Raw genomic sequence first — 17,911 nt, forward strand, 5'->3', positions numbered from 1 at the left:
TCAGCGCCCCTGATCCCAGCGATACGGCGCGATGAGCGGATTCCCGCCCGGTGGCGGGACGTGGTGGTTGCAAGGGCTGGGCATCTGGCCGATGGTGCGACCCCACTGCAGTTCCAGCCACGTCAGGTTGCACTCCCAGCGGGTTCCGGTGAAGAAGCCGGAATCGATGCGGCTCAATGTCATATCGACGATCAGAGTCAGGTTGGCGTAGTCACCGCGCATCCAGTTGGTCAGTGTCTCCTTCGGGAACGGGAAGGTGGGCAGGAAGCTCAGCGCCCGGGTCAACGCCGGTCCGGCATCGGCGAGCGATTGCAGCACCGGGCCGAGGTCTTTGAGCTCGGCCACCAACGACTCCCGGGTCTGGTTGACCGAGTCGGCCGCCAGGGCGCTGAACCTACCGAGTTGGACCAGCGCCTCGGACAACGTTTCGCGCTGGTCACGCAATACCGCCAGCGCGTCGGGGATGGTGCGTAATGCCCTGTCCACCACCGGTTTCTGCTCGGCAACCTGGCTGACCAGGTTGTTCAGGCTCTCTGAGGTGGCGATGATGTCGTCGGTCTGGTTCTCCAGGTGGCCGACGGCGATGTCAAGCTGTTCGATCAGGCTGCGCAGGTCGTTCTCCCGGCCGGTGAACGCGGTGCTCAGCGCCTCGGTGATGTCGCCGATGTTGGCCAGCCCGCCCCCGTTGAGCAGCAATGCCACCGCGGCCAGCGCCTGCTCGGTGGTCGGATAGGCCCCCGACGATGCCAGCGGGATGACCGACCCGTCCTGCAGCCGACCCTCGGGCGCGGCATCGGTCGGTGGTGCCAGTTCGATGTGCGGGCTGCCGAGCAGGCTGGTCTGGCCGAGCCTGGCGGTCGCGTTGGCGGGCAGCACCACGTCGCCGTTGAGGGCGATGGTGACCAGCGCGTGCCAACCCTGCCGTTCGATCCGGGTGACGGTGCCGACGTTGACGTCGCCGACCCGCACCCGCGAATTCGGCTCGATGTTGTCGACGTCGGGCATCTGCGCCTGCACGCTGAACGAGTCCGGACCGACCCCCTGCACGCCGGGCAGCGGGATCGAATTCAAGCCGCGCCAACCGCAACCCGACAGCGCCAGGGTCAACACCAGCACGGCGACCCCGACTCGGCTCAGCCGCATCGCCGGCCTCATGAGCCCGCTCCGTGCGGGACCATCATGCCGCGCAATCCGTCGTTCGGGTTGGTGGGTGCAGCCACCTCGGCGGCCAGCGGCGGCGTGTCAGCAGGCACCCCGACCGTGCCGTCGACCTCCGGTTCGACACCCAGCGGCGTGGGCAGGCCCGGCGGAGGCGGACCGGGCGGCGGAATGTAGTCCGGGCGCAACCAGTCCTCGCTGTAGGTCAGCTCGTTGGGCCGGGTGGTGGCGCCGACGAGCAGGTTCTGACCGATCGGCGGGAAGTTGTACTGACGATTCTTGATGATCGGCGCCAGGTACTGCACGCACAGTTTGGCCGACTCCTCGGCTCCCAGCCGCGATGCGGCCTGCACTGCACCGCACAGGAATTGGATGGGGTTGGCGAAGTTGTTGATCATCGGCACGCTGCTCACCGCGCCCTGGGCGGGCTGCCAGATGTTGACGTAGTTCTGGAACGTCGTCGGCGCGACATGCAGGAACTGCTTGATGTCGTCGAGACTCTCGTTGAGGGCCGTGGTGACGCCGGCCAGCTTGTCCGACGTGGTGCCCAGGGCCTCTCGGTTCTCGGCGACGAACGACTGCAGCTCACCGACGACCGCATCGAGATCCCCGACGGCCCGGGCCACTTCACCGGGATCGTCGGCCAGCAGCCCGGTGACCGAGGCCAGGTTCTGGTTGAGCTGGCGCATCACCGTGGTGCTGTCCTGCAGCGCCGACACCAGCACTGCGAGATTCTTGACCGTGGCGAAGATGTTGGTGCTGTTGTCGCCGAGCGCAGATACCGCCTGCGACAGTTTGATGACCGTTTGGCGGATGTTGGCGCCTTGGCCGCGCAGGTTCTCGGCGGTCGTGTTGATCACCGATCCGAGCGGGCTGACGTCGCCGGGCTCGGTGGGTTGCAGCGTCTCGCTGAGTCGCTCCAACTGGCTGCGCACCTGATCCCACTCCACCGGCACCGCGGTGCGGTCCAAGCCGATCACGGTGTCGTCCTCCATCACCGGGCCGCCGGTGTAGGCCGGAGTGAGCTGAATGGCCCGCGAGGTCACCAGCGCCGGCGACAGGATGGCCGCTTTCGCGTCCGCCGGGACGTCGTAGCGGTCGTCGTACCAGAACGAGATCCGGACGCGTTCGGGCTCCGGATCGATGGCCACGATCCGGCCGACCGGTACTCCGAGGATGCGCACGTCGTCGCCGACGTAGATGCCGTTGCTGTTCTCGAAGTACGCCACCACGTTGACCCGGTTGACCCGGTCGGTGGTACGGACCAGCGTGGCCACGCCGGCGACCAACAGCAGCACCAGCACCGCGGCGACCCAATTGCGGGGATTCTTCATCGGGCACCCTCCCCGGACTGCAGCGGCGGGGCTTCACCGGGCGCCGGAACGTAGATCGGGTTCGGCGTCGGCGACGGGGTGGATTCCAGGCCCGGGGGCGGCAGCGCCGGCGGTCCCGGCGGCGGGCCACCGGGCGCAGGTGCCGGTAACGGCTCGCGGTATGGGTAACAGCCCGTCGGCCCGGGCAACGGCAGACCAGGCGGCCCGCACCCCTGATCGCCGGGGTTGCCGGTGATGGCATCGGGCAGGTGCAGCCGCGGCTCTCCGCCCTGACCGGTCCGCGGGTAGGGCACCGGCATGGCCGGGGTGCCCGCCTGACCGACCTGCGGGTCGCTGCGCTCCGACGGCGCCAGCACCGTGGGATCCAGGCCCAGATCCGAGAACGCCACGTCGATGAACGGCTGGAGGAACTGGCCGGGCAGCAGATTGGAGACGTAGGTCTTGAAGAACGGACCCGAGGACACCGACTCGCCCAGCGACATCGAGTAGGCGTTGAGCAGCGACAGCGACTTCTGCAGCCGCTCCTTGCGGTTGTCCAGGATGGTCAGCACGCCGTTGAGCTTGTCCAGCGCCGGCCTCATCGTCGCGCGGTTTTCGCCGATGAAACCCTGCAGCTGCCCGCTGAGGTTGGAGATGTTGCCCGAGATCTGGTCCAGCGCAGCGCTCTGGCTGCGCAGCGCGGCCAGCAACGCGTTGGTGCTCGACACCAGCCCGACGATCTGGTCGCTGCGCTCGGCCAGCACGGTGGTGGCCTTGTTGGCGTTGTCCAGCAGGTTGCGTAATTCGGCGTCGCGGGCATTGAGGGTGTCGGAGAACCGGGCCACCCCTTCCACGGCGATGCGCAGTTGCGGAGGCGTGTCGGCGAACGTCGCTGAAAGCACCCGCAACGAGTCGGAGAGCTGATCGGTGTCCAGTCCGCTGATCGTCGCGGCCAGATCGCCGAGGGCATCGGGAAGCTGGTAGGGCGACTGGGTGCGATCCAGCGGGATCGTGTCCTCCTGCTGGCCGTCTCCGCGGGCCGTCACCTCCAGCACCTTGGTACCCAGTAGACCCTTGGTCTTGATGGCGGCTTCGGTGCGGTCACCGAGCCGGATGTTCCGGTCGACGGTGAAGGTGACCAGAACCTGTGGCCCGTCCAGGGCGATCGACTTCACCTGGCCCACCTTGAAACCCGAAACCTGCACGCCCGCTTCGGTGGTCAATCCACCAGCTTCGGCGAAGTACGCACTGTACTCGCGTCCGCCGCCGAAGAACGGCAGCTTGTCGTAGTTCATCGACCCGAGCACCACCCCGGCGGTCAGCGCCAGGCCAAGCGCTCCGATCGCGACCTGATTGCGTTCACTGAACGGCTTCATCGCGGCGCACACCTCCCGCTGCTCTGCCCGGCGACCTTGACGTAGACCGGCTGCCCACCTTTGCCGTTGAGCTTGAGCACGATGTCGCACAGGTAGAAACTGAAGAAGTCACCGTAGATGCCCTGCCGCGCCAGTGCCTGGTAGGCGTCGGGCAGTGTGTTGATCAGATTGTCGAAGTACTCGTGATCGGCGACGACGATGCCTGCGGCGCGGTCGGTCTCCTGGACAACTTTCTGCAACGGCGGCCGCGCTTCGTCCAGCAGATCGGCGATGCTGCCGGCCGCGGCGTTGGTGTAGGCCAGGCCGGCGCTGATGTCGTCGCGGCGGTTCTCCAGTGCCCCGACGAGCTCGGAGAGCGCCTCGACGGCCTTGCCGAACTGTTCGTTCTGGTCACCCAGCGAGCCGAGCACGGTGTTCAGGTTGACGATCACGTCGCCGATCAGCTGGTCGCGGTCGGCCAATGTGCTTGTCAGCGCGGCGGTTTGGGCCAGGAACGAGTTGATGGTGCCGCCTTGGCCCTGCAGCGCGGTGATGAGCTGGCCCGACAACGCGTTGATCTGATCGGGGTCCAGCGCACGGAACAGCGGCCGGAACCCGCCGATCAGCGCATCGAGATCCAGGGCCGGCGAGGTACGCGCCAGCGGAATGGTGTCTCCGGCATTGAGTCTCTGCACGCCGCCGGCACCCTCTTCGAGCGCCAGGTAGCGTCCGCCGATCAGGTCGTCGTAGCGGATGACCGCGCGGCTACCTTCGGTCAGCACCACCGAGTCGTCGGCGGTGAACTCCACCAGAGCGGTGGTATCGGGTTGTATCTCGACCTTCTTGACCCTGCCGACCTCGACGCCGGCGATGCGGACGAAGTCGTTGGTCTCCAGTCCGGTGACGTTGACGAATTCCGCGCGGTAATCGTGGGCGCGCTCACCGAAGCGCATCTGGCCGAACACGGCGTAGAGCCCGAACACCCCGACCAGGCAGACGGCCAGGAACACGCCGAGACGCACCAGGTCTCGGCGAATGTTGCCTGTCATCGGTTACCTCTCATCGTCGGTTCGGTCGGCACTCAGGAAGGCGGTCCGGGCGCGGCGGGTACGGGTGGAATCACGTCGGGGTACGGCACCGCTCTGGGCTGCAGCTCGGCCGGGTGGGGCACCACGAACGGTTCCGAACCCGGACGGGGTCCCGGGTCGCGCGGCGCGCCCGGCGGCGGCGCCGGCGGCAGCCCCGGCCACAACGGGGTGCCGTCGGGTGCGTAGAGCTGCGCTCCGTAGGCCGGCGCACCCGGGTACGGAACGGGACCGATGGCCGGGCCGCCGAACAGATTTCGGATGCTCGGGGCTTCGGGCACCGCACGGGTGGTCGGCAGCCAGTTGCCGTAGGTCGGGAACGCGATGCCGGGGTTGGGACGCCAGTCCAGACCACTCCCGAAGCCGGTGTTGGTGACCAGATTTCGCACCGGCCAGTTCTCGGCGACTTTCGGCAGGGATCCACACCCCGGCTTACCGCCCGGGCCACCCTTGGCACCGACGATCGGCAGATGCTGGGGGTACTTGTAGGGGTCGTCGCCGAAGGACAGCGCGGTGTCGAGCACCAGGGTGCGTCCGTTGCCGCCCGGTCCCTCGTACCCACCCTCGTCGAGCAGGTGTTTGGCCCCGACCAGCAGGCAGGTGAACGAGGGCGAGTACTTGTGCAGCAGGTTGGTCGTCGGGGCCAGCACGTTGATGGCCCTGATCAGGTTCTGCTGATTGGGTGCCAGCAGGTTGATACCGCTGTTGGACAGTCCGAGGGTGGACAGCAGCAGTGCGTCGAGATCGCCGGACTGCCGGACGACGGTGTCGCTGGTGGTGCTCACCGCATCCAGGGTGGTCAGGATGTCTTGTGCCGCAGCGCTGTAGGTCTCGTTGAACTGTGTGAGTGCCCGCAGGTCGGAGGTGATGGTCTCGTTGCGTGGATTCAACGCCAGCAGCACCTCGTTGGCGTCGGTGGTGGCCCGTCCGATCAGTTCGCCCTGGCCGCGTACACCGTCGGCCAGCGCGGTCAGCGTGCTGTTGAGCTTGGCCGCGTCGACGTGGTCGAGCACCTGCACGAGGTTCTCGAAGACGGTGTTGACCTCGGTGGTCACGTTGCGCGACTGCAGCACCTGATTGGCTTCCAGCCGTTGGCCGCTGGGGTTGTCCGGAAAGACCAGGTCGACGAATTTCGCACCGAAGATCGTGGTTGCCCGGATCTGGGCTTCGACGTTGGACGGGATGTACTGCACCTGGTCGGAGTCGATTTCCAGGCGCAGCGCCACCGGGTTGTTCAGCGCCCCGGTGGTCGAGATGTCGGCCACCCGGCCCACCTGCACCCCGCGCAGCTTGACCTTGGCGTTGGTCTCCATCACCAGGCCGGCCCGCTCCGAGGTCAGCGTGACCGGCATGGTGGAGCGCAGCGAACCGGTGAACAGCGCCCAGGTCAACCAGCTGGCGGCGATGAACAGCACCACCAGAATCAAGGTCCACCACCCCGGCCGCAAACCGTCGTCGTCCATACCTCAGCCCGCCAGGTTGAAGTTGCCGGATTGTCCGTATACCGCAAGCGAAATCATGACCAGGACGACCGCCGAGAGAATCAGCGACGTGCGCACCGCACGGCCGACCGCCTCCCCCACCCCGGCCGGCCCGCCGCGGGCGGTGAAGCCGTAATAGGTGTGCACCAGCATGATCACCACCCCCAGTGCCACACACTGGATGAACGACCAGAACAGATCGGTCGGGTTCAGGAACGTGCGGAAGTAGTGGTCGTAGACGCCGGTGGACTGGCCATAGATCACGGTGGTGCCGAACCGGGCCGCCCAGAAAGCCGCCAGCACGCCGACGCAGTACAGCGGGATGACCACCAGCAGACCCGCGACGACACGGGTGGAGGCCAGATAGGCGATGCTGCGGATGCCCATCACCTCCAACGCGTCGATTTCCTCGTTGATGCGCATGGCTCCGAGCTGGGCGGTGGCGCCGGCGCCGATGGTCGCCGACAACGCGATGGCCGTGGTGCCGGGGGCGATGAGCCGCACGTTGAAGAACGCCGAGGCGAAACCGGTCAACGCCTCGACACCGATCTCGGCGAAGTCGGTATATCCCTGCACCGCAACCAATGCGCCGGTGGTGACGGTGAGGAATCCGACGATGGCCACCGTGCCGCCGATGATGATCAGCGCACCGGCGCCCAGACCCATCTGGGCGATCAGTCGGATCAGCTCGATGTGGTAGTGCGTCACCGCTGTCACCGTCGAGCGCAGGGTACGACCGTAGAACTTGGTCTGGACCCCGACCTGGTTCCACGGATCGGCCAGCGCCCGGTATCGGCGCTTGAGCCAAGGGAACTGGGAATGGGGGCGTGAAACCGTCACATCGTCACCTTCACCGCGACAGCTGTGGCGACGATGTTGATCGCAAACAAAGCCATGAAGGTGAACACCACGGTCTCGTTGACCGCGTTGCCGACACCGGCCGGGCCACCCCCGACCGAAATGCCCTTGTAGCAGGCGATCAGGCCTGCCGAGAGCCCGAACAGGGCAGCCTTGATCAGCGCAATGGTCACATCGGGGGCACCGATGATCAAGGTCAGGCCGGACGCGAACGCACCGGGAGAGACGTTTTGGATGTACACGCAGAAGAAGTAGGCGCCGGCCAGACCCACCAGGATCACCGTCGCCGACAACGCCAGCGACACCAGCGTGGCAGCCAGGACGCGCGGAACCACCAGCGCTTGAAGGGGATTGATGCCCATCACCCGCAACGCGTCGAGTTCCTCACGGATGGTACGGGCTCCCAGATCGGCGCACATCGCCGTGGCGCCGGCGCCGGCGACGACCAACACCGTCACGATCGGGCCGATCTGACGCACGGTGCCCAGCGCGGCGCCGGTACCCGAGAAGTCAGCGGCCCCGAACTCGCGCAACAGAATGTTGAACGTGAAGGTCAGCAGCACCGTGTACGGAATGGTCAACATCAGGGTCGGCACGATCGACACCCGCGCGACGAACCACGACTGCGAGATGAACTCGCGCCACGCGAATGGCGGCTTGAACATCACCACGAACGTGTCGAGCGCCATCGAGAAGAAGCCGCCGACTGCGCGAACAGGTTTGGCGACCACGCTGGAAGCGACCATTTACCGGGCCCTTCCTCGTGCGCACCTCACCGCCATAGTCCTCCCACAACCGGCCTGGTCCCGATAGGTGGGGCTGAGGTTACACATGGGAGGACGCGGAGAACCGTATATCACCGAAAACTGACGCGCCAACAAAATGGCCGGGGCGTCACGTTGCGGGCGGTCTACAGGCCCGCGATCGCCTGTTCGAGGTCGGCGATGACGATCTTGCGCATCCCGAGCATGGCCGTGGTGGCGGCCTCGGCGCGGGCCGGATCCGGGTCGCCGGTCAGTTCGGTCAAACGCCGCGGCACGATCTGCCAGCTCACCCCGAACCGGTCTTTGAGCCAGCCGCACTGAGACTCCTGTCCTCCGCCGTCGAGCAGTCGGCCCCAGTAGTAGTCGACCTCGGCCTGGTCGGCACAGTCGACGGCGAACGATACCGCCTCGGTGAATGGGAACAGCGGGCCGCCGTTGATCGCCGTGAAACGCTGCCCGTCCAGGCTGAACTCCGCCGAGACCACCTCCCCCGGTGTGCCGGGACCTGCGTCGGTGAAGCGGTCGATGCGTTCGATCGACGAGTTCGGGAAGATCGAGCAGTAGAACGCGATCGCCTCTTCGAGGTTGTCGTCGAACCACAGCGACGGCGTGATGGCGGGCATGGCGGTCTCCTCGTCGGGGTGATTGCCTGGGGGGCAGGCCGTACACCGGCTGTAGATGCCGGCAGTAATGCAGACCGCCGTGGATCGCCGAAGTCATCGGCCGCAGGCCGGGGCCCCCACTGCGCGCAGCGCGAAGTCGGTCACCCGGGCACGGGCGCGGGCGAATGCCTGCTCGTCGTCGACCTTCTGACCGGCGATGACGCGGCTGACCAGGGCACTGATGGCCAGTGCATCGATCTCGGGATCTGCCAGTGGCAGCGTGCCGTCGCGGCGGCCGAGGCACAGAATCCGGGTCAGCGACCGTTCCCGGTCCTCGTGGTGTCGCTCCCGCGCCTCGCGGTATCCCTTGGCCGCGCGGACCTCGTCGGAGTCGGCCACCGCGAAGTGCATCCGACGCTGAGGGTCGGTGACAGCGTCGAACATCGTGGCGATCCAGGCCGCGAGCTGGTCGACCGGCGTGGTGCCGGTGTCCTCGACAATGCGGTCCAGCTGGGCTGTCAACGCATTGCACTCTTGCTGGAGAAGCGCCAGGAACAGGTCGTCCTTCGAGGAGAAGTGCCGGTAGAACGCACGACTGGACAGTCCAGACCGGTCCAGGATGACCGACATCCGGATGGGCCGGTTATGCGGCTGCGCCAGGCAGCGGTATGCGGTGTCGATGATGGCCGCGCGCTCCCGACCCCCCGTGAGGTTTTCTTGCACGCACGACAATTTATGCTGCCGACTGTCGCCGGCAGCCCGCAGCCGTCGGTGCGTCAGGTGCGCAGTAACGTGAGCGGCGGTGATGAGCTGGAGAGGATGCCTGTGAGCGCTACCCGCAGCGAGCCGACGACCACCACGTTCCGGGGCTCCGGTGACCTGGCGCTGGTTGCCGACGCATGGAATACGCCGTCGGCAACCCCCGGACTCGACCCGGCGCAGCCGTCGGTGTTGATGTTGCACGGCGGCGGACAGAATCGACACTCCTGGAAGAAGACCGGACAGATCCTGGCCGACCACGGGTTGCACGTCGTCGCCCTGGACAGCCGCGGGCACGGCGACAGCGACCGATCCCCCACCGCTGAGTACACCGTGGAAGCCTTGTGCGCCGACTCTTTGGCCGTGCTCGATCAGATCGGGCGGCCCACGGTGTTGATCGGGGCGAGCATGGGTGGGCTGACCGGAATCCTCACCGCCCGCAAAGCCGGCCCGGACCGGGTATGCCGGCTGGTGCTCGTCGATGTGGTGCCGCGTTACGAGAAGGACGGCAGCGCACGGATTCGGGACTTCATGTTCAGCAATATCGACGGTTTCGCGTCGCTGGAGGACGCCGCCGACGCGGTGGCCGCTTACCTGCCGTACCGCAGCAAACCCCGTAACCCCGAGGGCTTGAAGAAGAACCTGCGATGGCGGGAGGGCCGGTGGTTCTGGCACTGGGACCCGGCGTTTCTGACCAAGCCCAATGAAGATCCGTTCCTGCGGGTGGAACAGCTCGAGCGGGCAGCCATCGAACTGACGATCCCGATTCTGTTGATCCGAGGCAAACTCTCCGACGTGGTCAGCGAAGAGGCGGTCACCGACTTCCTGTCCAAGGTGCCCTCGGCGGAGTTCGCCGAACTCTCCGGCGCGGGCCACACCGCTGCCGGAGACGACAACGACGCATTCTCCGACGTGGTCGTCGAATTCGTGCTGCGGCAATGATTTTTCAGACCTTCCACTGCTGATGGGTTTCAACTTCCTCGACCAGCCTGAGCTCCCCGCCCCGCGGGTGAGCGAGGCGCAGGCCGCGCACATTCTCCGCCGCTGCTACGGCATGGAGGGGCAGGCTGTCTCGCTGGGCAGCCAACAGGACAAGAACTTTCTCGTCACCTCTGCCGACGGTGACATCGTCGGTGTGCTCAAGATCGCCAACCCGGCATTCACAGCCACGGAGTTGCGTGCTCAGGACGCTGCCGCCGAGCACCTCGCTGCGGCCGAACCGCAGCTACGCGTCGCGGTGCCGGTGGCCAATATCGACGGCGAAACTCTGAGCGCGGTAACAGATCTCGACGACGATGTGCTCTACGTGCGGTTACTGCGCTTTCTGCCCGGCGGCACCGTGGAGAACACCGGCCATCTGACCGACGCTGTGGTGTCCGGACTCGGCGAGGTCGCCGGTCGGGTCAGCCGAGCGCTGGCCGAGTTCACCCACCCTGGGCTGGAACGGATCCTGCAGTGGGACTTGCGTTTCGGCCACCACGTGGTGGAGACCCTGAACACCCACGTCGGTGACGCGGAGCTACGTCGACGACTGCGCGAAGCAGCCGAGCAGGCGTGGTCCCAGCTCGAGGCTCTCGACGCCGCACTGCCCCGGCAGACGGTGCACCTCGACCTCACCGACGCCAACGTCGTGGTGTCGGCGGACACGCAGACCGCACGACCCGATGGAGTCATCGACTTCGGGGACCTGACCACGACGTGGGCGGTCTCCGAACTTGCGGTCACCGCGTCGTCGGCGCTCGGCCATGCCGGAGCGCGGCCGACATCGGTGCTGCCTGCGGTCCGCGCGTTCCACGCGCTGCGTCCGCTGTCGGCCGCCGAAGTCGCCGCGGTGTGGCCGATGATCGTTTTGCGCTGCGCGGTCCTGATCGTCAGCGGCGCCCAGCAGGCCGCCCTGGACCCCGACAACGACTACCTCACCGCCCAGTCGAAGGCCGAGCGGCAGATGTTCGACCTGGCCACGTCGGTTCCGATGGCGGTGATGACAGCGGTGCTCGTGGCCGACCTCGGGATGGCCCCCGACGCCGTCGCACCCGCTGCGAACGCGCCGTTGATCGAGGTTGATCCAGACTCGGTGTGCACTCTGGACCTGTCCACCACCTCCGATGTGTACGACGGAGCCGCAATTCCATCGCCCGCTGCCGAGGACGATGCCGCCGCTGCGGCGCTGCGACAGGGTGCCCGGCTGGTGGTGACCCGCTACGGCGAGCCTCGGCTCAGCCGCGCTCCGAAACTCAGTCAGGACAGTCCCGACGTCGTCGCCACCGGCATCACGATGTGGTCGCCCGCCCCAATCACGTTCACCGCGCCGTGGGATGGGGAGGTCCGACCCTCCGGTGAGCAGTCGATCACGCTGCACGGCAACGGATTCGCTGTCAGTATCGCGGGTATCGGCGACGGTGTCGTCGGCGCCGTGGCGGCCGGCCAGCCGCTGGGCCACGCCGATGGCCGCGTCGAGGTGACCGTATGGCCGCTCGACGCGCCACCACCACCACCGTTCACCAGCACCGAGCTGGCCCCGGGATGGCTGGCCTGCACGCGTGATCCCCGACCCCTGCTCGGTCTGGCCCCGGTGAGCACACCGACCACGACCGATCTGCTGGCACGCCGCGACGCCAGCTTCGCCCCGGTACAGGAGTTCTACTACCGTCGGCCGCCGCAGATCGAGCGCGGCCGTAAGCATTTTCTGATGTCGACTCAGGCCCGCTGCTACCTCGACATGGTCAACAATGTCACCGTACTGGGGCATGCGCATCCCCGGATCGCCGATGCCGCAGTACGACAGCTGCGCCGGCTCAACACCAATTCACGATTCAACTACGAGGCCGTCGTCGAGTTCAGCGAGCGTCTGGCCGGACTGCTTCCCGATCCGCTGGACACCGTGTTCCTGGTCAATTCCGGTTCCGAGGCAAGCGACCTGGCCATCCGATTGGCCACGGCAGCAACCGGACGGCGCGACGTCGTCGCGGTGCGCGAGGCGTACCACGGCTGGACCTACGGAACCGACGCCGTGTCGACCTCGATCGCAGATAATCCGAATGCGCTTGCGACCCGCCCGGATTGGGTGCACACCGTGGAATCGCCGAACAGTTTTCGCGGGAAGTACCGGCACCCTGAAACCTGGCGCTACGCCGAGGAAGCGGTCGCCCAGATCGACGCCCTGGCCACCGCGGGCCGGACACCCGCGGCCTTCATCTGCGAATCGGTCTACGGCAACGCCGGCGGGATGGCACTACCCGACGGTTATCTGAGTCGGGTGTACGAGGCGGTGCGGGCCCGGGGCGGGCTGGCGATCTCCGATGAGGTCCAGGTCGGTTACGGCCGGCTGGGCAACTGGTTCTGGGGTTTCGAACAGCAGCATGCCGTTCCCGACATCGTGTCGGTGGCCAAGTCGACGGGTAATGGTTATCCGTTGGGAGCGGTGATCACCAGCAGGGCGGTGGCCGACGCATTCTCCGGTCAGGGCTACTTCTTCTCCTCCACCGGCGGCAGCCCGTTGTCCTGCGCGATCGGCATGGCGGTGCTCGACGTCCTCACCGAGGAGGGGTTGCAGGACAACGCCCGCCGCGTCGGCGCCCACCTCAAGTCTCGGCTCGCCGCGCTGGCTGAGCGGCATTCGTTGGTCGGCACGGTGCACGGGTTCGGGCTCTACCTCGGCGTGGAACTGGTCAGCGACCGGGAGACACTGGAGCCGGCGACCCGCGAGACCGCCGCGGTGTGCGAGCGCATGCTCGACCTCGGGGTGATCATCCAGCCGACCGGCGATCACCAGAACATCCTCAAGACCAAGCCGCCGCTGTGCATCGACACCGAATCAGCGGATTTCTACGTCGACGCCCTGGATCGAGTGCTGACCGAGGGCTGGTAGCCGAGACCGTCGTCATGCCAGTAGCGGCACCGACTCGACCGGGTCATCAGTGAGGATCTCGAACATCGCACGGGTACTGTTCAGTTCAGCGCGGGCGAAAGCCTTACCCGCCACTTGCATCCGACATTGCGCGATCGCCGAGTTGTAGCAGTACTTCACGCCGCCGTGGGTGTCGGTGTAGGTCAGACCGATGACATCTGCTGGCACCGTCGAGATCTCACCCTCGATCATCTGCTCACCTACCCGTGCGCCGAAGGTCCAGGTGAACGGTTGATAGTGCCCGTGTGAGAGCAGGCTTGCGGTGATCGTGCGCACCGCGAACTGTTGACCTTCGTGGCGGAACACGAACAGCGTCACACCCGGTAGCAGGACCGGGCCCAGCGCTGCCCGCGCGGTGACGATCTCCAGTGTCGACTCCGGGGCCTCGTCGAACCCACACACCTGCCCGTAGGCGTAGGCGGGCGTGTGCTGGGTTCCCCAGTTGTGGTTGACGCTGCCTTTCCAACCCTTGACGTCGATGCGCCGGCCGGTGACGTCGAGGTGGCCGTCGAACCGGGCCAGCGGATCGCGGACCGTCGTCTTGGCCGTCGGAAAACGCGCCCGGTAGGCCCGGTCGGTCAGCACCCGCACCGGCTGCTGACCGCTCGCGGTGATCGTCAGGTCCCACCGTGCGTCGGTCAACACGCCGAAGGCTGCAGCGTCGTCGAGCGCCGCCGAACCGATGCGCGTCGTCCAGTCATCGGCAAAGTCCGCCTCGGACACGCCGAACTGCTGCTTGACCGCCCGGTGGCCGGACGGGTCGAACACCATGACCCACACGTCGGCAGCGGGTTCACCCGCGGTGGGCAGCAACAATGTCTGGCGCAGCCACAGCGCGCGGGCGGTGTCGGGATCGTTCGCACGCACGAACCGGCTCTCGTAATAGGGGGCCTTCGCGATCGTCACGCTCCCAGCATCCAATACTGGAGCCGTGACCGGAACGCTGATCGCGCTGTGCCTGGTGGCGGTGCTGGCCGCCGGCCTGGCCGTGGCCCTGCTGGTGCAGACCAGGCGCCTGGCTGCCGCGCGTGCGCACGCCGACGAGCTGCGCCGGCGCCTCGATGCCCGCCAGCTGCTGGTCACCGGCGGCACGAAAGCGGTCAAAACGGTGTGGCAGACCGCCAACATCCTGCGCCGTGACGGGTTGGGCGCGGCGGTGCGCTCCTCGATCGAGGAGCTGGCCGACTGGGCCGAAGTCGAACGCCCGGACCTGGCCAAGGTCGCCCCCGGCGGACGGGTCGCGATCATGTTCTCCGACATCGAGGAATCCACCGCGCTGAATGAACGCCTCGGCGACCGCGCCTATGTGCGTCTGCTCGGCAAGCACGACCGGGCGGTCCGCCGCGTCGTCGATGAGCATGACGGCTATGTCGTCAAGAGTCAGGGTGACGGGTTCATGGTGGCCTTCGGCCGCCCCGAGCAGGCGGTGCGCTGCGCGGTCGCCATCCAACAGGGACTGCGCCGACAGTCACGGGACCTGAAGGTGCGCATAGGGATTCACAGCGGCAAGTCGGTGCTACGCGGCGACGACCTGTTCGGCCGCAACGTCGCGATGGCCGCCCGGGTCGCGGGCCAGGCCGACGGCGGCGAGATCCTGATCAGCCAGGCCGTCCACGACGCAGTCGCCGAATGCGAGGACATCGCAATCGGCGATGCCTACGACGCTGAACTCAAGGGCTTTGCCGGCACCCACACGCTCTATTCGGTCGAGCCGGACTGAGAGTTCTCCGCCTCGGCGAGCCGCTGATGCAGCCGGGCCCGAATGTCGTCGGCGGTGTAGGCATTGCGTCGGCGTTGATCGCGCGCCACCAGCACACCGCCGGCAACTACTCCGGCGGCACCGGCCAGCCCCACCCACTTCCAGATCCCACGCATGCGGGCCAGTCTGCCTAAGCTGCCAGCATGAAGCCACACGCGGTGTCGCTGGACCGTGCGCTGGACGAGACCCGAACCGGCGACATCTGGTTGTTCCGCGGCCAGTCCGGCCCAGACCGGGCCATCCAGTCGCTGACCAACAGCCCGGTCAACCACGTCGGGATGACCGTGGCCGTCGACGATCTGCCGCCGCTGATCTGGCATGCCGAACTGGGCGACAAGTTGCTCGACCTGTGGACGGGCACCCATCATCGCGGGGTTCAGCTCAATGATCTGCGTGCGGCGGTGCACCGGTGGGTGCACACCTACGGCCAGCGGTGCTGGCTACGTCAGTTGACGCCTCCCGCCTCTCGCGATCAGGAGAATCGCATGCTTGGGGTGATCGCCCGGATGGATGGCACGCCGTTTCCGTCGACGGCCCGGCTGACCGGGCGCTGGTTGCGTGGCCGGCTCCCGGTGGTCGGCGATTTCACCCGGGGAATCCCGTTCGTGCACAGCAAGGTCCGGCAGTCGGCCCAGCGGCGCAAGGCGGTGCGGTCGTCGGCGGGACTGGAAACGGCGTACTGCGCCGAAACCGTTGCGATGACCTACGAGGCGATGGGCCTGCTGCAGACCGAGAAACACTGGAACTGGTTCGATCCCGGGTCGTTCTGGAGCGGTGACACCTTGCCGTTGGCCGACGGCTACCAACTCGGCGCGGAGATCACGGTCACGGTGTGATCACGGTTTGGTCGAGGAAACGCCGACCCGGATGGCGACCTTGGGGCTGCGGAGGTGGTTTGCTTTTCGCGACACCTTTGCTTTTCGGTGCGACCAGGGAGAACAGCCATGCCGACGTCGATCGATGAGGCCCCCGCCACCGAGAACGGCGCATCGGGCGGGCTGGCCTCCAAGCTCTCGGCCGTCGCGATCGTGGTGGCTTCGATCGGCACCATAGCGATCCTTTTCCTGTTCCTCAGCAGCCGCAACGACCAGGTCACCGCGGTGTCATCGGTTCCGGCGCAGCCAGATCCGCAGGCTCAGGCGGTTCCCGAGGCCGATTCCGACCAGGCGGCCACTACGCCGGCGCTGCCGCCGCCGGTTGCGCCGATACCGGCGGTGCCCTCGCTGCCACCACCGGTGCCCACGGCACCGGCCGTCGACAGCCAGGGCTTCGTCGACTCGCAGGCTCGCTGTCCCATCGGCCAGGACGCCGCTGCGATCGCCCGCACCGCCCGCGCGACGATCGTGATCTGCGACGACGACGGCGACTACACCTACCGGGGTGTGCGATCGGCCGACGGTGCGTTCCTTGAGGTGGATGACGTGCGGCCGATGCCGGCCGGCTTCGAAGCTCGCAACGGCGAGACCACCTACCGGCTGTCGCCGGCGGAGTTGGTGGTGATCTCCGGCGAGACACTGCAGAGCCGTGACCCCATGGTGGACTACCAGTCGAACTGACCAAGGCGCAGCTGTGCCCGGTTCGTGACCTCTCCGCGACCGCAGCAGGGCAGGCTCGACGTCATGTCCGTGGCGGCCGCGCTCCTGGCGCTGACCGCCGCGCTGACGGTCGGTTATCTGTGGGGCCACCGCGCCGGTGCGCGCACCCCCTCCTGGCGACGGCGCACCTCCCGGACGGCGCTGGTGCGGCAGGCGGCGGGACTGGCCACCGTCTTCGCGATGTACAAACTTCGGGTGTTGTTTGGCCAGAGTGCATTCACGGTAGCGACCAGACATCCGGCGCGACGCTGGCTGCACCCTCGCAGGGCCCTACGCGGTGTCCCGTCCCGGTGGCGGGGGTAGGTTTGCCGGATGCCGCTGCGTTACGTCGACCCGCACCGCAGTCGCGGGCCCAAATATCACCAGGGCGTGCGCTTCGGGCGCTCCCGGTTCGGGCAGTTCATGGCTCGCCACATCGCCCGGCGCACCGACCCGCTGTTGTTCCGCCTGACCGGCGGGCGGGTGAACATGGGCCCGATCATCAACGCGCCGCTGGTCACCACCGGCGCCAAATCGGGCAAGCGTCGAGAGACTCAGCTGACGTACTTTCACGACGGCGCCGACGTGGTGGTGATCGCGTCCAACTTCGGCGGCGAACGGCATCCGCAGTGGTACTACAACCTCAAGGCGCATCCCGAATGTGAGTTCGGCGGTGAACCTTTCACCGCACACCAAGTCGATGACCCGGCGGAGTACGCGCGGCTGTTCGGACTCGCCGAGCAGGTCTACGCCGGTTACGCCGACTACCGGACCAAGACCGAAGATTCCGGCCGGGACATTCCGATCTTCAAGCTGACCCCGCGGTAGCCGGTCGCAATGTCATCAGGCCCGGTGCGATCTAGGACGGGCCGCCCATGCGTCGTCGGGTTTCAGCGACGGCGCGCGCGATTTCGGCGTTGTCCCGTCGCTCGGCGGCCCGCACCCGTGTGTCCCGCTCGCTGATGCGTTGAAGCCGCTCGCGTTCCCGCTGCTCGGTCGCGCCCTCGCGCTCGTCTGCCCGAGCCTCCCGCTCATCTGCGGCTTGCTCCCGCGCGTCGGCTATTCGGTCCCGCTCATCGGCGCGCCGATCGCGTTCGTCGGCGACCGAGTCGCGCCGTGCCTGTTCCTGTTCGCGCAGCGCCAAGGCGCGCTCACGCCGATCGAGCCCGTCACGCAGGTCCGCATCGTCTTCACCGACCATCACATCACGGTAACCCCACGTCCGGCGCGGATGCCAGGGCGCCGCAGGTCAGCCGGCGGCGTGGCGAACATGCACGGTGCCGTAGGAAGTCGGCG

The 17,911-nt window shown here is 67.2% G+C and carries 19 protein-coding genes; 7 read left to right on the top strand and 12 right to left on the bottom strand.

The annotated features are described in order from the left end of the window. From KXD98_RS19425 to KXD98_RS19465, 9 genes are all read right to left on the bottom strand, one after another. The gene (locus tag KXD98_RS19425; RefSeq protein ID WP_313901243.1) at positions 1-1,155 is read right to left on the bottom strand and encodes a virulence factor Mce family protein; all 1,155 of its coding nucleotides are present in this window, start codon (positions 1,153-1,155) and stop codon (positions 1-3) included. Next, positions 1,152-2,492 (bottom strand): MCE family protein, encoded by a 1,341-nt coding sequence (locus KXD98_RS19430; RefSeq protein ID WP_260759953.1) that lies wholly within the window; start codon positions 2,490-2,492, stop codon positions 1,152-1,154. Before KXD98_RS19430 ends, KXD98_RS19425 begins: the two co-directional genes overlap by 4 nt. Beyond that, positions 2,489-3,847 carry an MCE family protein gene (locus tag KXD98_RS19435; RefSeq protein ID WP_260759954.1) on the bottom strand — a complete coding sequence of 453 codons (1,359 nt, stop codon included), beginning with the start codon at positions 3,845-3,847 and terminating at the stop codon, positions 2,489-2,491. Before KXD98_RS19435 ends, KXD98_RS19430 begins: the two co-directional genes overlap by 4 nt. Continuing rightward, positions 3,844-4,875 (bottom strand): virulence factor Mce family protein, encoded by a 1,032-nt coding sequence (locus KXD98_RS19440; RefSeq protein ID WP_260759955.1) that lies wholly within the window; start codon positions 4,873-4,875, stop codon positions 3,844-3,846. The genes KXD98_RS19435 and KXD98_RS19440 overlap by 4 nt, the downstream gene beginning before the upstream one ends. Positions 4,876-4,907: 32 nt before the next feature. Continuing rightward, on the bottom strand, positions 4,908-6,374 hold the full coding sequence (locus KXD98_RS19445; RefSeq protein ID WP_260759956.1) for an MCE family protein: 1,467 nt from the start codon (positions 6,372-6,374) through the stop codon (positions 4,908-4,910). Between the two features lie 3 nt (positions 6,375-6,377). Beyond that, positions 6,378-7,232, bottom strand: a complete 855-nt coding sequence (locus KXD98_RS19450) for an ABC transporter permease (protein ID WP_260759957.1) — start codon at positions 7,230-7,232, stop codon at positions 6,378-6,380. Continuing rightward, the gene (locus tag KXD98_RS19455) at positions 7,229-7,996 is read right to left on the bottom strand and encodes an ABC transporter permease (protein WP_260759958.1); all 768 of its coding nucleotides are present in this window, start codon (positions 7,994-7,996) and stop codon (positions 7,229-7,231) included. The genes KXD98_RS19450 and KXD98_RS19455 overlap by 4 nt, the downstream gene beginning before the upstream one ends. Before the next feature lie 164 nt (positions 7,997-8,160). Then, positions 8,161-8,637, bottom strand: coding sequence for a VOC family protein (locus KXD98_RS19460; RefSeq protein ID WP_260759959.1), 477 nt, complete (start codon positions 8,635-8,637; stop codon positions 8,161-8,163). A 93-nt stretch (positions 8,638-8,730) separates the two neighbouring features. After that, positions 8,731-9,339 carry a TetR/AcrR family transcriptional regulator gene (locus KXD98_RS19465; RefSeq protein ID WP_260759960.1) on the bottom strand — a complete coding sequence of 203 codons (609 nt, stop codon included), beginning with the start codon at positions 9,337-9,339 and terminating at the stop codon, positions 8,731-8,733. A gap of 96 nt (positions 9,340-9,435) precedes the next feature. On the opposite strand from KXD98_RS19465, the gene KXD98_RS19470 reads away from it, so the two are divergent. Further along, positions 9,436-10,317 (top strand): alpha/beta fold hydrolase, encoded by an 882-nt coding sequence (locus tag KXD98_RS19470; RefSeq protein ID WP_396881664.1) that lies wholly within the window; start codon positions 9,436-9,438, stop codon positions 10,315-10,317. A 22-nt stretch (positions 10,318-10,339) separates the two neighbouring features. Beyond that, complete coding sequence (locus tag KXD98_RS19475) at positions 10,340-13,243, top strand: aminotransferase (RefSeq protein ID WP_260759961.1); 2,904 nt, start codon at positions 10,340-10,342, stop codon at positions 13,241-13,243. Between the two features lie 12 nt (positions 13,244-13,255). Here the strand turns inward: KXD98_RS19475 and KXD98_RS19480 are convergent, their stop codons facing one another. Then, positions 13,256-14,188, bottom strand: a complete 933-nt coding sequence (locus KXD98_RS19480; RefSeq protein ID WP_260759962.1) for a hypothetical protein — start codon at positions 14,186-14,188, stop codon at positions 13,256-13,258. Positions 14,189-14,213: 25 nt separating this feature from the next. Between KXD98_RS19480 and KXD98_RS19485 the strand changes: the two genes are divergently transcribed. Continuing rightward, positions 14,214-15,002 (top strand): adenylate/guanylate cyclase domain-containing protein, encoded by a 789-nt coding sequence (locus tag KXD98_RS19485; RefSeq protein WP_260759963.1) that lies wholly within the window; start codon positions 14,214-14,216, stop codon positions 15,000-15,002. Here the strand turns inward: KXD98_RS19485 and KXD98_RS19490 are convergent. Next, the gene (locus KXD98_RS19490) at positions 14,981-15,157 is read right to left on the bottom strand and encodes a hypothetical protein (protein WP_260759964.1); all 177 of its coding nucleotides are present in this window, start codon (positions 15,155-15,157) and stop codon (positions 14,981-14,983) included. The genes KXD98_RS19485 and KXD98_RS19490 overlap by 22 nt on opposite strands. Before the next feature lie 42 nt (positions 15,158-15,199). Here KXD98_RS19490 and KXD98_RS19495 point away from each other — a divergent pair, with 42 nt between their 5' ends. From KXD98_RS19495 to KXD98_RS19510, 4 genes are all read left to right on the top strand, one after another. Continuing rightward, positions 15,200-15,877 (top strand): guanylate cyclase, encoded by a 678-nt coding sequence (locus KXD98_RS19495; RefSeq protein WP_260765321.1) that lies wholly within the window; start codon positions 15,200-15,202, stop codon positions 15,875-15,877. A 108-nt stretch (positions 15,878-15,985) separates the two neighbouring features. Continuing rightward, the gene (locus KXD98_RS19500; RefSeq protein ID WP_260759965.1) at positions 15,986-16,597 is read left to right on the top strand and encodes a hypothetical protein; all 612 of its coding nucleotides are present in this window, start codon (positions 15,986-15,988) and stop codon (positions 16,595-16,597) included. A 63-nt stretch (positions 16,598-16,660) separates the two neighbouring features. Continuing rightward, positions 16,661-16,939: a hypothetical protein gene (locus KXD98_RS19505; protein ID WP_260759966.1), complete on the top strand. Its 279-nt coding sequence runs from the start codon at positions 16,661-16,663 to the stop codon at positions 16,937-16,939. A gap of 9 nt (positions 16,940-16,948) precedes the next feature. Continuing rightward, a complete protein-coding gene (locus KXD98_RS19510; RefSeq protein WP_260759967.1) occupies positions 16,949-17,443 on the top strand; it encodes a nitroreductase family deazaflavin-dependent oxidoreductase in 495 nt (164 codons plus the stop codon). 31 nt (positions 17,444-17,474) lie between these two features. Here KXD98_RS19510 and KXD98_RS19515 read toward each other — a convergent pair whose 3' ends face one another. Next, complete coding sequence (locus tag KXD98_RS19515; RefSeq protein WP_260759968.1) at positions 17,475-17,816, bottom strand: hypothetical protein; 342 nt, start codon at positions 17,814-17,816, stop codon at positions 17,475-17,477. Between the last annotated feature and the right edge of the window lie 95 nt (positions 17,817-17,911).

This window comes from Mycobacterium sp. SMC-4 (assembly GCF_025263265.1).
Classification (GTDB): domain Bacteria; phylum Actinomycetota; class Actinomycetes; order Mycobacteriales; family Mycobacteriaceae; genus Mycobacterium.